Below are 15,164 nucleotides of genomic sequence, written 5' to 3'. Positions count from 1 at the left end.
ATATCACGACGAAGCCAGTAAACTTAAACGAAGATGATGATTTTGATCCAACGCTTATAGACGAAGAAGAATCGGAAGATTTGGATTCGTTGACAACTGGGCAATATTTGGACGACGTGTCGGACGACTCGGTCAGGCTGTACTTGCGCGAAATTGGTAAAATTCCACTACTTAGTGCTGAAGAAGAAATGGACTTGGCGCGCCGAATTGTCGAAGGCGACAAGAAGGCTAAGGATAAGATGGCTGAGGCGAATATGCGCTTGGTGGTGTCAATTGCTAAGCGTTATTCTGGTCGTGGTTTGGACTTTTTAGATTTGATCCAAGAGGGAAATACTGGACTTTTGCGTGCGGTTGAGAAGTTTGATCCAGATAAGGGATTTAAGTTTTCGACTTATGCAACTTGGTGGATTCGTCAGGCAATTACGCGTGCGATTGCTGATCAGGCGCGAACGATTCGTATTCCAGTTCACATGGTGGAAACGATCAATAAATTGCTGCGTACTCAGCGACGAATGACACAGGAATTGAACCGTGAGCCGACAATTGAAGAATTGTCTAAAGAATTGGACATGGAACCAGAGAAAATTGAATATGTCATTAAGATCAAGCAGGATATTTCTTCTCTGGATGCCGGTGTTGGTCGTGACGGTGAAGATGATGATTCTGTGTTGCAAGATTTTATCGTTGACGAAGATACGGTTTCACCAGAAGATTCCGCTTCAAATCAATTGTTAAAAGAGCAAGTTCAGGAAATTCTATCAAGTTTGAGTGATCGCGAGCAAAAAATTGTTCGAATGCGTTTTGGTTTGGACAATGGAAAAAACCACACTTTGGAAGAAGTTGGTCAGGAATTTGCGGTTACGCGTGAGCGAATTCGTCAGATTGAAGCTAAGGCGCTAGCAAAACTTCGCAAGCACAAAGATGCGAAAAAACTTTACGAGTATCTGGATTAATTAACACTGTTCGGGCGATTTACAAAAATGGGCGTCGTGAGTTGCGGCGTCTATTTTTTGATGTAATTGCTCGAGGCTGCCGTCGTTAATGATGAAATAATCAGCAATAGCAATTGGTCCACCTTTTTCCAAATTCTCGATTTCTGACCAGTCGCGCTGATCAACTTCGTGTGGTTGCATTGGGCGTTCTATGCGCTTAGCCATTCGTTGATAACGGAGGTATTTCGGTGTAACAATAGCAATAACAACGACCTGGCCAGGAAATTCGTGCTTAAGGAGTTTATATTCACTCCAAGTGTATAATCCGTCCAAAACGATTTTATTTTGCCCAGCATTTATTAAGTCGTGGATGTTTTTTATGACGCGTTTGATTACGAAATCTTTGCCTTCGCGGCGACGAATCTCTTCGCGAAATTGTTGTTGATTGTCCCAAGTTTTTTCAATTCCAGCCTCGTCCATGGCTTTATAAATAACGCCACCGAAGTAAATTTTTGGAAATCCTTTTTCTGTCAAATATTCGACCGCCGAACTTTTGCCGCTACCGGCCAGACCGACAAGGGCGATAATTTTGCAGCTATGCTCGCTTGTACTCATGGGGATTATTGTAACAGCTCTTCAGCTGGGTGGCAAACAGGTGTGGCTGCCGGTTGGTTGTGTTGATTCCTGCGAGTAGTTTGTTCTGGAGCTCTTGACTTTGATATGAAACAGTCGGCCCCGGTTAGAATGGTTAATTTACCACGACGATCGCCAGCAGGGCATCCTGAGGGCTGAAGCCGGGCCGCAGTTTATAGCGGTCGCGCGTAGGTATCTTGTGCCGGGGATGGAGATACTCGATTTCTTCGTAACTCTCGCCGTCGAACACCTGCCAGATATCAACAGGAGCGAGCGGTAGCTCATCGCACTTGGGTTTGTAAGTATGAAACGCCTGTAGCAGGGCGAAAATTTCCTCGCCGCTATAGTTGTCGCATCGTCGAGCATGCATGTCATAGGTTGGGTCAGCAGATTGCACCGTGAAGCTATCGCCTCCTCTGGCGACTATTTCCTTGATGAGTTGCTGGCGATCGCTTACGCCAAAGTGTGCCGACTGGATACCGCGCAGCAGTATATTCCGACCCATAAAATATTGGCGAATTGGTGCTTCAATTGTAGCGGCTATGGTATCAAGCGGGCGGGGTGGGTTGGCATCGTAGCGATATGGATTTTCGGACGTGACGCTATATTCTGGGCAATCAACGTTAATGATGAGCGGTGTCACTTCGCGGTTGCGCTCTGGTGTAGATTCGGTGTTATCACCACCACCGTCAAGCCGTTCCGGATCATAACCCGGATCGTATTCAAATGTCTTGCCTTCAAACATACTTTTACCCCCCGTGATTTATCGGCCCGCACTGTCTTTTAGTAGCTCGCGCGATATCTTCATTATAGCATTATAATGTGGCCGGCTTGGGCTCTTTGCGATACTGGTCAGTAGCATAATATGCTATCAGGGCGGACAAGGTGGGTGGCGGGTATGGTTGTGTCATGTACTAATTTTAACAATTTGTTGACATTCTTCCAAATAGAGAGTATGTTTGTGATAAGTATTATGGAAACAGTTCATGGATGTGCTGAAAAGTTACCTCAGGATCCACTTTCTGATTTTAGTATCTGGCGCCGTTTTATAGAATATCGTAAAAAAGTTCAATGGGGTAATATATTAAAACAAGTTAAGGAGCTAGAATCAAATTTTGATCGTAATAAAGCATGGAAAAGATTTGTTAAAGAACCTGTTGTTGATCAGTATGGTCAGGTATGGATGATTTGGAAGAATCCTGACACTTCGTCACCTAATCCGAAAGATCGATATCAGATATATAAGATGCCAGACGATAAAGATAAGTTTGATTATGTTTTTATAGATGATCTTTCTATAGTTGATTTTGTGCCTACTTCTATTTCTATATTACAGGGATCGATTTATAAATTTTCTGTCGGATTTGATAATTTTGGTGAGGCAGAATTATTGCATATAATAACGAGCGATAAGACAGATATAAATAAGACAAGTGAATACTGTCACCTCTTCAATTACGAAAGGGAAAAGTGGGAGATTCATAGGCGTAGGATGGAACACGATAATGGCTCCTACGATTCTATGGAAGAACTTAGAGAAATCTATAAGAGATACGAGAAATGGCTGAAAAAACAGGGCAATGATTCTTTCAATGCTGAAAAAATATTTGGGGAGATTTATGATAATTATGGGAGAATACTACAAAAACTTGCCGAAGCGTCAATAATCAACTCTCTTAATCAACTCTCTAACGACAATCGCTTAAATGCTACAATAGAAGTATGAAGCGTCTAGTGGTTATTGATGGAAAGTCGGTGTTTTACCGAGGTTATTATGCTATGCCGGGATTGTCGATGGCTGACGGAACTCCGACTGGTGGTGTGTATGGATTTGTCAGTTTGGCAATTGAGCTGATTAAGAAATTAGAGCCGGATTATGTGGCGGTAGCTTGGGATAAACGAGGCACGAACATTCGCAAGCGACGGGAATTATATCCAGAATATAAAGCTGGTCGCAAGCCAGCGCCAGATGACTTTTACCAGCAAATTCCGATTTTACACGAGCTGCTTGATGCGTTTGGCTGGCCGCTTTATGAAATTGATGATTATGAGGCGGACGATATTATGGGCGCGTTTGCCAGGCAGGCGGAATCTCGCGGAATTGAAACGTGCTTGATAACGTCGGATTTGGACGCGTTGCAATTGATATCACCGATGACCAAAGTTTACGCCATGAAAAATGGTTTAAGGAATATCGAAGAATTCACGGCGGAATATTTTGAACAAAAATACGGAATTCGGACAGAACAATTCTTAGATTTGAAAGCGCTAAAGGGTGATTCGAGTGACAATTTACCGGGAGTGCCAGGAATTGGCGAGAAAACTGCGGTGAAATTATTGCAAGAATACGAAACTCTGGACGGAGTTTATGAACATCTGGACGAGCAAAAAGGCGCTTTGCGAACGAAGCTGGAAAATGGTCGTGAATCGGCATATTTGACCAAACAAGTGGCGGAAATTTGGACGGACGCGCCGATTGAGCTGGACTGGGATGTGGCGGATGTTAATGATTGCGACTTTGCGCGAGTAACGGAAATTCTGCAGAAGTTGGAGTTTAATTCGCTAATTGGACGATTGCCGCGAACGATGCAAGTGGCGGAAAATGAGAAAAAAGAAGAACCGAAGTTGGATATTCCGCGAATTGAAAAATTGTCCGATATGCCGATGTTTGAGGCGGAAAATATAATATATATCGATTCGTCGGAGCCTGACGTAATTTACATAAGCTCGAATCCTGAGTCAGCGTGGATGGCGAAAATTAGCGAAATTAGTCAATCTATGTGGCAATTACTGGCGCAGGGAATTGTGATCGCGGCGGATGTTAAGCAGTTGTATCACGTGTTGGATAATTATGGCGTAGCGGTGCGTTTTCATGAAGTTTGGGATGTTGGACAAGCGGCGTTCTTAATTGATCCGCTGAAACGCGACCGTAGTTTGAACACGCTGTCTGGTGATTTTTCTGACGACAATTCCGCGCCTTATCAATTGGCTCGCCTGCATAAAATTTATCGTGAACAAAAAGTTTACATGTCGAACAATTCGCAAATTGCGCGTGTGGCTTACGAGTTTGATTTTCCAGTAATTTGGGCGCTATTCCAGATGGAAAAACGCGGGATGAAGTTGGATGATACACTATTAAAACAGATGGGAGATGAGCTGGCAGCGGAAGTCAGCGAGCTTGAACAACAAATGTATTCCATGGCTGGATACGAGTTTAACGCGTCTAGTCCAGCGCAACTTTCTGAGGTTTTGTTTACCAAATTGCAATTACCAATTGCGGGCATAAAAAAGGGAAAAACTGGATATTCAACAGGTCAGAAAGAGTTGGACAAATTACGTGGACAACATCCGATTATCGAATTGATTGAGCGATATCGAGAATTGACCAAATTGATCAGCACATACATTGAGGCGTTGCCAAAATTGATGGCGACTGATGGGCGAATTCACACCACGTTTAATCAGGATGTAACCAGCACGGGGCGGCTAAGTAGTACGAATCCGAATTTACAGAATATTCCGGTGCGGACTGAACTGGGCAGGAAAATTCGTCAGGCGTTTGTTCCGAGTGATGGCAAAGTTTTTGTCGGCGCGGATTATTCGCAATTTGAGTTGAGGCTGGCGGCTGTGTTGGCGGGCGACGAGAAGTTGATTGAAGACTTTAATAGCGATGTTGATATTCACGCAAAAACAGCGGCGGAAACATATGGAATATCAATTGATGAAGTGAGCAAATCTCAGCGTCGAGCAGCGAAAGTGATCAATTTTGGTGTACTTTACGGAATGAGTCCGCATGGTTTGGCGGCGGCTACAGGAATGTCATTTACAGAGGCGAAAAAGTTTATTGATCATTATTTTGAGGTGCGAAAACCGATTCGTCAGTATTTGGATAAAATTTTAACTCAAGCGCGAGAACAGGGATTTGTTGAAACGTATTTTGGCAGGCGACGACCAACGCCTGATGTAAAATCGAGCAATTTTATGGTGCGATCTTCGGCGGAAAGGGCTGCGATGAATATGCCAATTCAAGGCACGGAAGCGGATTTGATGAAATTGGCAATGATTCGGCTGGAGGACAAATTGTCGGGCTTGGCTGACGCAATTCTACAAGTTCATGATTCGATTTTGGTGGAATGCAAACCTGAAGACGTCCAGAAAGTCAGCGAAATTATGAAAGCGGAAATGGAAGGCGTTTGTCCAGAATTGCCAATTAAATTGAAAGTAGATGTCGGTACGGGCGTAAATTGGGGTGAAGTGTAGAAAATATGGTATAATTACGCCATGAAATACACTCAACGACGAAATTCATTTTCTCGATTTGTACCAATTTTGCTGGTTATTGTTATCACGGTTGTGGCGGTAGCAGCGGTTATTGCGATTGGTCGAGCATTATTTGGCAAAAACGATTCAGGTCAAACAACAGATCAGAATGTTAACGTAGGGCAAGTTGCTTTGTTGTCGACGGACGTGGGAAGCGCGGTTCGATTGACAGTGCGTGGACCGATTGTAGCGAACGAGAATTTCCGCTCATATAGCATCACTATTTCGCCAGAATCTCGCGAAATGACAACGTACGAGGGATATTTGGATAAGCCGATTGCAGAGAAAAAATTGGACAATAACAGCAAGGCTTATACGGAGCTGGTTTATGCGCTTGATAAGCGAAAAATGATGGAAGGTACGCCGTTAACTGAGCAGCAAAACGATTTGCGGGGAATTTGTGCTAGCGGTAAAATTTACAAATTCGAAACTTTGAAGGACAATTCTGTTGTGAAAAGTTTGTGGACGTCGGATTGTAGCGGTTCTAAGGGTTCGGCGCAAGCTAATGTAAACGAGATTTTGGATATGTTTTTGAAGCAAATTCCTGACGGCAAGAAAATGGCGGCTGGAATTGGTCTAAGTCAAGAAGAAGCTTTATTTAAGCTGTAGGACTTGCCGAATGCCCGAGTTACCCGAAGTTGAGACAGTTCGTCGCGGTTTGGCGGATTTATTGCCAGGTCAGGCTGTTGTGCGAGCGACGGTATTTGATTCGCCAAAGAGTTTTCCGAATTCACCCACTGACGTTCAGCAATTTTTATACGGTGCGCACGTAACGGCGGTGCGACGTCGCGCAAAAGTGTTGATGATTGATCTTGATACGCGTTATTCGCTGGTGATACATCTTAAGATGACTGGGCAATTGATTTTTCGTGGGGCTAATAGTTTTGCTGGTGGTCATCCGAATGATAGTTTGATTGGTGAATTGCCTGATAGATCGACACGAGTGCAAATTGACTTTACGGATGGTTCGCGTCTGTTTTTTAATGATCAGCGTAAGTTTGGTTGGATGAAATTAATGCCGACTGATGAGATAGAAAATTTGCCATTTATGCAGAAAGTTGGTCCGGAACCGCTCGATAAAAAAACTGAGGCGATAGATTTTATTAAGCGAATTCGTCGTCGGCAAAATTCGATGATAAAGCCGGCGTTTCTTGATCAGTCGGTGATTGCGGGAGTTGGTAATATTTATGCCGATGAAGCTCTGTGGGCTGCGAAAATTCACCCTCAGACGCGCGTCAAAAATATTAGTGATAACCAATTGGAAGATTTGTTTAACGAACTGCGTCAGATTTTGCAATTGAGCATTGATCAGGGCGGTTCGACGGATAAAAATTATGTTGACGCTGAAGGCAGAAAAGGTAATTATCTATCATTTGCGCATGTATTTCGTCGGGAAGGTCAGCCGTGCCATCGACATCCTGACCAAGAGATTGTAAAGATGAAAGTTTCTGGACGCGGTACGCATATTTGTCCAGTCTGTCAGGTGGAAATCAAATGATTTACCTTTTTTACGGCGAAAATGAATTCGAGAAACGGCAAGCGATTACTAAGCTGATCGGCGACGAAAAAGCGGCGCGACATGATGGTGAAGATTTGACGTTGGCTGGAATGCAGGAAATAGCAATTGGGCAGACGCTGTTTATGAACTCGTCGGTGTATTTGATTTCAAAACTAGGCGAAAATTCTGAGATTTGGTCGCAACTTCCAGATATGAAGTTTGATGATGACAGGACGATTATTCTGGTGGAGGATAAAATTGATAAGCGAACAAAAACGTATAAGTGGCTGCAGAAAAATGCCAAAGTTCAGGAGTTTTCACTGCTTAGTGATCGTCAAAAACCGCAGCTTTTAAGGTGGTGCGTGGCGGAGGCGAAGACTCGTGGGTGTGAATTAACGAATCGTCAAGCAGAGATAATTGTCGATCGTTTGGGATTTGATCAGTTGCGACTGAGTAATTTTTTGGATCAATTAGCGCTGGCGGAAAAAGTGACGGATGATTTAATTGACAACTTCATACCTCTAGCGAGGACGGAAAATGTGTTTGATTTGTTTATTTCGGCGCTGGCGGGTGATTATGATAAGGTTCACGATATAATTAGCTATTTGGAGTCGGAAAGTGGCGTTGATGGCGCTTACCAGACAATGGGATTGCTTGCCTCGCAGGCGACTAACTTGACGGCGTTGGTTTTGGCTGACGGCGACAGTAAGCTGGTGGCTTCGGATTTTTCGGCTAGTCCGTATGTTTTACGAAAATTGGCGTCTTCAGCAAAAGGCGTCGATAAGGAAAAATTGAAGAGGATAAATGACGCGCTACTTCGGGCGGACTTGCAAATGAAAACAACTTCTGTAAATCCGTGGCTGCTTGTGGAGGCGGCGCTGGTTGGAATTGAAAAATAAACTAAGAAATAGGGCGGCTGCTGGATTTTATGGATGATATTCGCGTAAAAGAATATATCGCAAATTTAGAAAAGGAATTTTCTTTAATTGAAAATGGCTTCAAAGAGGAAGAAAAAAGAGCCTTTGCTGATTATAAATCTAATGATGATGAACATATCAAGAAGTTGGCGTTTTTAGCTTATAAATCTCACACATATCAAGTAAGAATGTACGGCGTATTTCTTTTTGGATACTTGTCAGAACAAGATGATATTTTAGCATTTATGAGAGATGAAGTTTCCAAAGATGATAATTGGAGAGTTCAGGAAGTATTGGCAAAGGCATTTGATGAATTCTGCAAGAAAAAAGGATATGAAAAGCACTTCCAATAATTGATGAATGGTTAAAAAACAATAATCCCAATACGAGGAGAGCAGTAACGGAGGGACTAAGAATATGGACGAGCAGACCATATTTCAAGGAAAATCCGAGTGAAGCCATAGAAAGAATTGCCAGCTTGAAGGAAGACGCAAGCGAATATGTGAGAAAATCAGTTGGTAATGCTCTAAGGGATATTAGTAAGAAATTTCCAGAGTTGATTAAAATGGAACTCAGTAGCTGGAAATTAGAGAGCAGAGAAATCAAACAGGTATATAAATTGGCGAGTCGATTAGTCGACTGATGTTAAATAAAAATACCCCAGTTAATTCCGGGGTATTTTCTAGCAATTTTTACAGATTATTTTTCAGCTTTCTTAGCAGCTGGCTTCTTTGCTGGAGCTTTTTTAGCGGCAGTTTTCTTAGCTGCTGGCTTTGCAGCTGGTTTTTTAGTAGTAGCTTCTAATGTAACGCCTGCTTTTTTAGCAATTTTGCTCAATGCGCTCTTTCGGCGAGCGGCAGTGTTTTTCTTAATTAAGCCTTTTTTAACAGCGGTGTCGATTTCGCTTTGTGCTGCAGCAAGAGTCTTTGTGCTTGGTTCTGCAGAGAAAGCTTTAACGGCAGTCTTAATGTCTTTTTTAATGCTGATGTTTCGCTCGCGGCGCTTTAGGGTTTGTTTAGCACGCTTGATGGCGGATTTGATGATTGGCATGTTTCTCCTTTACCTCTATAGATTTGTATCGCTAATCAGGAAGAATTATACAGAAAATAGCATAAATTGTAAAGAGGTGGCTTAGATATTGACTTTATAGTACTGCTTATGGTATAGTGATGCCAAGCGTAATTACAAAACAAACATAGGAAAAATCATGTCAAACGGATCAGCAAAGCAAAAAGTAATCCAGAGCATCAAGGATGTAACTAATATTTTAGTGACGGTGAGTTCTAGCCCGTCAGTCGACGAATTGTCGGCAGCGTTAGGATTGACGATTTTCCTCAATAAACTAGGGAAGCACGCTACGGCTGTGTTTAGCGGCGACATTCCGCCAGCAATTACGTTCTTGAATCCTGATAAGACGTTTGAGCAGACCGCAGATTCTTTACGTGATTTTATTATTGCTTTAGATAAAGAGAAGGCTGATCATTTACGCTATAAAGTTGTTGATGACGCGGTGAAGATTTTTATTACGCCATATCGTACGACAATTACCGATAAAGACTTGGAATTTTCACAGGGTGATTATAACGTTGAGCTAGTTTTGGCGCTAAATGTTGAAAATAGTGAAAGTATTGATACGGCCTTAACGGCTCACGGTAAGATTCTGCACGATGCTACGGTTGTAGCTATAACAGCGGGCGATGTAAAGAGTGGTCTGGGTTCTGTTGATTGGCACGAATCTAATGCTAGCGGCGTGAGTGAAATGGTTGTTGAGCTCCTTGATGATCTGAAGACTCCGAAGGTTACCTTGGATGAGCAGATGGCGACGGCTTTACTTACGGGAATTGTGGCGGTAACTGATAGGTTTAGTAATAGAAATACGTCATCAAAGGTTATGACTACAGCCGCAGAGCTTATGGCGGCCGGTGCAAATCAGCAATTGGTGGTTTCAAAGATCGCAGAGAGCGAAGTAGAGGACGAGCCGCAGAAGATTGAAAAGATCGAAGAAAAATCTCCAGAAAAAGAAGAAGCTTCAGAGGATAAAACTGAAGAAGCGGAGAAAGATGAGGAAACTGTACACGCGGACGGAACTTTGTCGATTAGCCACGAGAAGAAGGGTGATGTTGATGAAGTAGCCGAACAAACGGCGAAGGAAAAACAAGAAGAGTCTGCTAGGATTGCTGAAGAAAAATTGGCTAAAATTGAGCCAATAAAAGAGGAGTCACAAGTTGAGGAAGAAAAACCTAGTGAAAAAATAGTTTCAAAGGGCGAGCTTTCTTTTGAGGAAACTCCGCTGATGGGTGGCACTCTGAACGCAACTACTACACAGGCTGCCGAGGATAAGATTAGGGAATTGGCTAGCGATCAAAATAAAACCATCTTAACGCACGGTAAATATGTGGGTGATAATACGCCGTCGTTTGGCGATACTCCGTTAAATGCGGCTATGGGCGCGTCTGATGAACCACCAAAGATTGATCCATTCGCTACAACTAACGCCGCTGAGCAAAAATTGTCGACGATACCTGTTGCGCCGCAATCTGAAGAGTCAATTATTTCGGCAATTACTAACGACACGAATCAATTGAATAATCCAGTAGCGCCAGCTCCGAGCCAGCCGATTGCGCCAATTGAGCCAGCAATAACAAATCCTGAAAATAGCATTCCAGGTTTCGATTTGCCAATGCCACCAGCAATGCCGGATTTCGGCGCTTTGCCATCAATGCCGCCAGCGCCTACAGGTGTTGATGTAAATGGATTGCCACAGATCGCACCGCTAGGGGTAGCTCCTGAGCCAGTAGCCGCTCCGCAAGCTCCAGCGCCTGCGCCGATCACTGCGATGCCAACTCAGCCAGCTCAAAATGCAGACTTCAATCCAGCGCAATTCCACATTCCAGGACAATAGTTGATGGACGAAGTGATTCTCATAGACAAACCTCAGGGAATGACTAGCTTTGGGGTGGTGGCGCGCTTGCGACGAGTTCTATCTAATCAGGCGGGAAAGAAGGTGAAGGTTGGCCACACGGGTACGCTTGATCCGTTCGCTACGGGGCTAATGATTATTGTGACTGGAAAGAAATGCCGCGAAGCTGAAACTTTTACTAAGCTGGATAAGTGGTACGAGGCGGAAATTATTCTGGGCAAGAATAGTTCGACGGGTGATCCAGAAGGTGAAATTACCGATGTGTCTGATTATGAGCCGAGTTTGGAAGAAGTTCAGCGGGTGATTAGTCAATTTGTGGGAAAAATTGAGCAGACGCCGCCGATTTTTAGCGCAATAAAAATTAACGGTGAAAGAGCGTATAAATTGGCGCGCGAAGGTAAACAAGTTGAGATTCCTAAGCGTGTGATAGAAATTTACTCATTGGAATTATTGGCATACGAATATCCCAAATTAAAGATCAGAACTCACGTTTCAAGCGGAACTTATATTCGAACATTGGCGGTGGATATTGGCGAGAAATTAGGGACGGGAGCGTATTGTGAGAATTTGCGTCGTACGAAAATTGCCGACTATTCTATTGACGCCGCAAAGACTCTGGCGGACTTTGGAATTACTAGCTAATTGCAAAAAACAGAGAAGCTTGGTATAATTACAGAGCTATGATTAGCAAAGAGAATAAAGCGAAAGCAATTGCTTTGACTCAGGTCAATAAAAACGACGTCGGTAGCCCACAGGCTCAGGTGTCAGTTTTGACGGCTCGTATCAAAGAAGTCACAGAGCATTTGAAGGCGAATAAGCACGACTTCATGGCTCGTCGCGGCTTGATCCAAATGGTTGGTAAGCGCAAGCGTTTGCTGAAATATTTGGAGCGAACTGATTTTGAGAGTTACAAAGCAGTTGTTGCCAAGTTAGGTTTGCGTAAATAATTTACGTTAAAAACTGCTTAAATCCCCTTTGACGAGAAGGGGATTTTTGTTGTTATGGCTATTTTTTCAATTTGGCGATAATCACATCTCGTCCATCGTTTGCGCCGCCCAAAGTGCAGGAATAAAGAGTTAATTGCGGCTGATCTGTACGTTGTTCGATTTCCACGGCATCTGGTTTAACGCTTTGTTTTTCGCTGATGACGTAATTGTAACGCACGCCGTTATAGTCAATGATAATTTCATCGCCGACAGTTAATTTGTCGATATTATAAAAAGGCGATTTTCTGAGCGTCTGCTGAGGAGTGAGACCCATGATAAAACGGTGTGCAGATAAGACAAAATTGCCGCCATCTTTTGGGTTGCCGTTTTCTGGTTTACGCCACCACGCGCCACGCTCCATTGTTTCGGCGCCGCCAGTACTATAAGGTAAATTTATGTCGATTTTCGGTATATAAAGGCGTTTTTCGGTAATTTTATTCTCAGTTTTAGTGATGAGCTGAGTGGTCTGGTTGTCTTTTGGGTTGATGTTTTGTGACAAAATGAGGGGCGTGCTGATGATAGCAAGCAGATAAACTCCGCCAAGAATCATCAAGATTGCGATTATAGTTAAGATATAGCTTTTCCAGCTTTTCTGGCGATTTTTTACTGAATCTAGCTGAAGTGACATGAATAAATTATAGCACACTCATCTATTAATAAGGTTATGTTAAGCGCGCTTGCGGCTGGCGTTTGGGTTGAGGTTTTAGTATAATATAAGGAGCAATTTGTAACGCGGAAGTGATAGAGATGAGACGACTAAATTGCCAAGTAATTTCATCCCTGTTACTACCGCAAGAAAGGAGCTCTTTATGAGTATTATCAATCCAAGCGGCAAGGAGATTTTTAGTGTTACCACTGAATTTTGTGGCCAGCCGCTGACCTTAGAAGTGAATCGCGTCGGCTTTAGGACGACTGGTAGTGTTTTGGTGCGCTATGGAGATACTGTAGTTTTGGGCAGTGCTCAGGTTAGCTCACGTCCAGTGCAATTGGATTATTTTCCATTGTCGATTGATTATGAAGAAAAATTTTATGCAGCGGGTAAGATTTCTGGCAGCCGATTTATCAAGCGTGAAGGTCGCCCGAGCGATGAAGCTGTGTTGATTGGTCGATTGATTGATCGTCCGATTCGTCCGCTTTTCCCGAAGGGTTATCGACAGGAAATCCAAGTCGTCGCGACTGTTTTGAGTATGGATCCGAGTTTCCGCCCAGATGTGATTGCGATGATCGCTGCGTCTAGTGCGTTAATGTTAACTGGCACGCCGTTTGACGGTCCAGTGGCTGGTTTGCGCGTGGGTCGAGTCAATGGCGAATTTAAGGCGTTCTTGACTCCGGAAGAGCGCGAAAAGTCAGATCTTGATTTGGTTGTGGCTGGTATTGAAAGCGGTATAACAATGGTCGAGGCTGGCGCTAAAGAAGTTTCGGAGGATGTAATTGTTGATGCGATGGCGTGGGCTCACCAGATGATGCAGCCAGCGATTGCCTTGCAACGCGAATTGGCGGAAAAAGTTGCGCCAGTACAGCAGGAATACGATTTAATTTTGCCAGACGAATCAATTCAGCAAACGGTTAACGCGTGGGCTGATGGGAAATTTGGTGAGAAAATCCGTCGTCCATATCCAGAGCGCAATGAAATGATAAGCGAAATTCGCGCTGAGTTCCATGAGGCGATGGCGGAAAAATTGGGGCTGGATGAGGAAGAATATAGCGAAGTTCGTGGCGATTACGACGAAGCGTTTACTTTGGCTTTACATAAAGATGTTCGTCGGGGAATTGTTGCTGAACGAGTTCGTCCTGACGGTCGACAATTGACCGAGATTCGTCCGCTTAGCTCGGAAGTTGGATTCTTGCCGCGCGCTCACGGTTCCAGCTTGTTTACGCGTGGCGTAACTCAGGGAATGAATATTGTGACTTTGGCGCCACTGAGTTATTCGCAATTGATTGACACTATGGAAATTACCGACGGTGAGCGACGTTATATGCATCATTACAATGCGCCGGGCTATACGGTTGGCGAGGTCAAGCGAATGGGTAGTCCAGGTCGTCGTGAAATTGGTCACGGATACTTGGCGGAACGCGCCTTGCTTCCAGTTTTGCCAACTGAAGAAGATTTTCCATACGCTATTCGCTCAGTTACAGAAATTATGAGCCAAAACGGTTCGACTTCGATGGCGGCAACTTGTTCTAGCTGTTTGGCATTGATGGACGCTGGTGTGCCAATTTCGGCTCCAGTGAGTGGAATTGCGATGGGTCTAATGATGGACGGCGATACTCCGTATGTGTTGAGCGATATTGCTGATGCTGAGGACTTTGCTGGTGATATGGACTTTAAGGTAACTGGAACTTCAAAGGGTATTACGGCTCTTCAAATGGATATGAAGGTTCATGGTTTGCCGGTGGCGGTATTGCGTCAAGCGATTGAGCAGAGTAAGGCAGGGCGTGCGCACATTTTGGATCATATGCTTAGTGTGCTTCCAGGGCCTCGTGAGTCGCTCAGTCCGTATGCGCCACGAATTGAGAAGATTAAGATTGACCCAGATAAGATTGGCGTGATTATTGGTAAGGGTGGTGAGACGATCAATAAGATTACTTCGGAAACTGGCGCTGAGATTGATATTAAGGAAGATGGTTTGATTACTGTGGCTAGCCCAGACGGCGCGTCAATTGAAAAGGCTATGAACTGGATTAAAAGTCTGGTTGAAGAGCCAGAAGTTGGCAAGATTTACGAAGGTAAAGTTGTCGGCATTAAAGATTTTGGTGCGTTTGTGAATATATTGCCGGGAATTGACGGAATGGTTCATATTTCGAAATTGGCGGAACGTCGAGTTGAAAAAGTGACTGATGTCGTGAAAGAAGGGCAAACTGTTCGCGTGAAAATCACTGGAATTGACGAGCGCGGTAAAATTAATTTGACGATGATTGGTTTGTAAATATATAATAGCGAAAGCGTAATTTTAGGAG

Annotated in this window: 14 protein-coding genes and 1 pseudogene; 11 read left to right on the top strand and 4 right to left on the bottom strand. The window is 43.8% G+C overall.

The window, feature by feature from the left end; all coding sequences use genetic code 11:
* The first annotated feature begins 2 nt into the window (after nt 1–2).
* Nucleotides 3–953 (top strand): RNA polymerase sigma factor RpoD, encoded by a 951-nt coding sequence (gene rpoD / locus LRM50_RS02140; RefSeq protein ID WP_376787544.1) that lies wholly within the window; start codon nt 3–5, stop codon nt 951–953.
* Here the strand turns inward: rpoD and LRM50_RS02135 are convergent, their stop codons facing one another.
* Together LRM50_RS02135 and LRM50_RS02130 are read right to left on the bottom strand one after the other, a co-directional pair.
* Nucleotides 954–1,547 carry an AAA family ATPase gene (locus LRM50_RS02135; RefSeq protein WP_243809684.1) on the bottom strand — a complete coding sequence of 198 codons (594 nt, stop codon included), beginning with the start codon at nt 1,545–1,547 and terminating at the stop codon, nt 954–956.
* 133 nt (nt 1,548–1,680) lie between these two features.
* On the bottom strand, nt 1,681–2,310 hold the full coding sequence (locus LRM50_RS02130; RefSeq protein ID WP_243809683.1) for a hypothetical protein: 630 nt from the start codon (nt 2,308–2,310) through the stop codon (nt 1,681–1,683).
* 228 nt (nt 2,311–2,538) lie between these two features.
* On the opposite strand from LRM50_RS02130, the gene LRM50_RS02125 reads away from it, so the two are divergent.
* From LRM50_RS02125 to LRM50_RS04075, 6 genes and pseudogenes are all read left to right on the top strand, one after another.
* A complete protein-coding gene (locus LRM50_RS02125; protein WP_243809682.1) occupies nt 2,539–3,291 on the top strand; it encodes a hypothetical protein in 753 nt (250 codons plus the stop codon).
* The gene (polA, locus tag LRM50_RS02120) at nt 3,288–5,825 is read left to right on the top strand and encodes a DNA polymerase I (protein WP_243809681.1); all 2,538 of its coding nucleotides are present in this window, start codon (nt 3,288–3,290) and stop codon (nt 5,823–5,825) included. The genes LRM50_RS02125 and polA overlap by 4 nt, the downstream gene beginning before the upstream one ends.
* Before the next feature lie 21 nt (nt 5,826–5,846).
* Nucleotides 5,847–6,494, top strand: coding sequence for a hypothetical protein (locus LRM50_RS02115; RefSeq protein WP_129632112.1), 648 nt, complete (start codon nt 5,847–5,849; stop codon nt 6,492–6,494).
* Between the two features lie 10 nt (nt 6,495–6,504).
* Nucleotides 6,505–7,383, top strand: coding sequence for a bifunctional DNA-formamidopyrimidine glycosylase/DNA-(apurinic or apyrimidinic site) lyase (gene mutM, locus LRM50_RS02110; protein WP_243809680.1), 879 nt, complete (start codon nt 6,505–6,507; stop codon nt 7,381–7,383).
* Nucleotides 7,380–8,282, top strand: a complete 903-nt coding sequence (gene holA / locus LRM50_RS02105) for a DNA polymerase III subunit delta (protein WP_243809679.1) — start codon at nt 7,380–7,382, stop codon at nt 8,280–8,282. The genes mutM and holA overlap by 4 nt, the downstream gene beginning before the upstream one ends.
* 29 nt (nt 8,283–8,311) lie before the next feature.
* Nucleotides 8,312–8,943, top strand: a pseudogene (locus LRM50_RS04075) (DNA alkylation repair protein).
* A gap of 56 nt (nt 8,944–8,999) precedes the next feature.
* On the opposite strand, the gene rpsT reads toward LRM50_RS04075, so the two are convergent.
* Nucleotides 9,000–9,350 (bottom strand): 30S ribosomal protein S20, encoded by a 351-nt coding sequence (gene rpsT, locus LRM50_RS02095; RefSeq protein WP_275973369.1) that lies wholly within the window; start codon nt 9,348–9,350, stop codon nt 9,000–9,002.
* 157 nt (nt 9,351–9,507) lie between these two features.
* Between rpsT and LRM50_RS02090 the strand changes: the two genes are divergently transcribed.
* From LRM50_RS02090 to rpsO, 3 genes are read left to right on the top strand one after another with little or no spacing between them, the layout of a single operon-like run.
* Nucleotides 9,508–11,202 carry a hypothetical protein gene (locus LRM50_RS02090; RefSeq protein WP_243809677.1) on the top strand — a complete coding sequence of 565 codons (1,695 nt, stop codon included), beginning with the start codon at nt 9,508–9,510 and terminating at the stop codon, nt 11,200–11,202.
* A gap of 3 nt (nt 11,203–11,205) precedes the next feature.
* On the top strand, nt 11,206–11,862 hold the full coding sequence (gene truB / locus LRM50_RS02085) for a tRNA pseudouridine(55) synthase TruB (RefSeq protein WP_243809676.1): 657 nt from the start codon (nt 11,206–11,208) through the stop codon (nt 11,860–11,862).
* Between the two features lie 38 nt (nt 11,863–11,900).
* Nucleotides 11,901–12,167 carry a 30S ribosomal protein S15 gene (gene rpsO, locus LRM50_RS02080; RefSeq protein WP_129632131.1) on the top strand — a complete coding sequence of 89 codons (267 nt, stop codon included), beginning with the start codon at nt 11,901–11,903 and terminating at the stop codon, nt 12,165–12,167.
* A gap of 58 nt (nt 12,168–12,225) precedes the next feature.
* Here rpsO and LRM50_RS02075 read toward each other — a convergent pair whose 3' ends face one another.
* Entirely contained in the window at nt 12,226–12,834 is a 609-nt protein-coding gene (locus tag LRM50_RS02075; RefSeq protein WP_243809675.1) for a sortase, read from the bottom strand.
* A 181-nt stretch (nt 12,835–13,015) separates the two neighbouring features.
* Here LRM50_RS02075 and pnp point away from each other — a divergent pair, with 181 nt between their 5' ends.
* Complete coding sequence (pnp, locus tag LRM50_RS02070) at nt 13,016–15,133, top strand: polyribonucleotide nucleotidyltransferase (RefSeq protein ID WP_243809674.1); 2,118 nt, start codon at nt 13,016–13,018, stop codon at nt 15,131–15,133.
* Nucleotides 15,134–15,164 lie beyond the last annotated feature (31 nt).

Source organism: Candidatus Nanosynbacter sp. TM7-053, assembly GCF_022828375.1.
Taxonomy (GTDB): Bacteria; Patescibacteriota; Saccharimonadia; order Saccharimonadales; family Saccharimonadaceae; genus Nanosynbacter.
The sequence above is the reverse complement of the archived record's forward strand: the minus strand, read 5'-3'. Positions and strand labels throughout refer to the sequence as shown.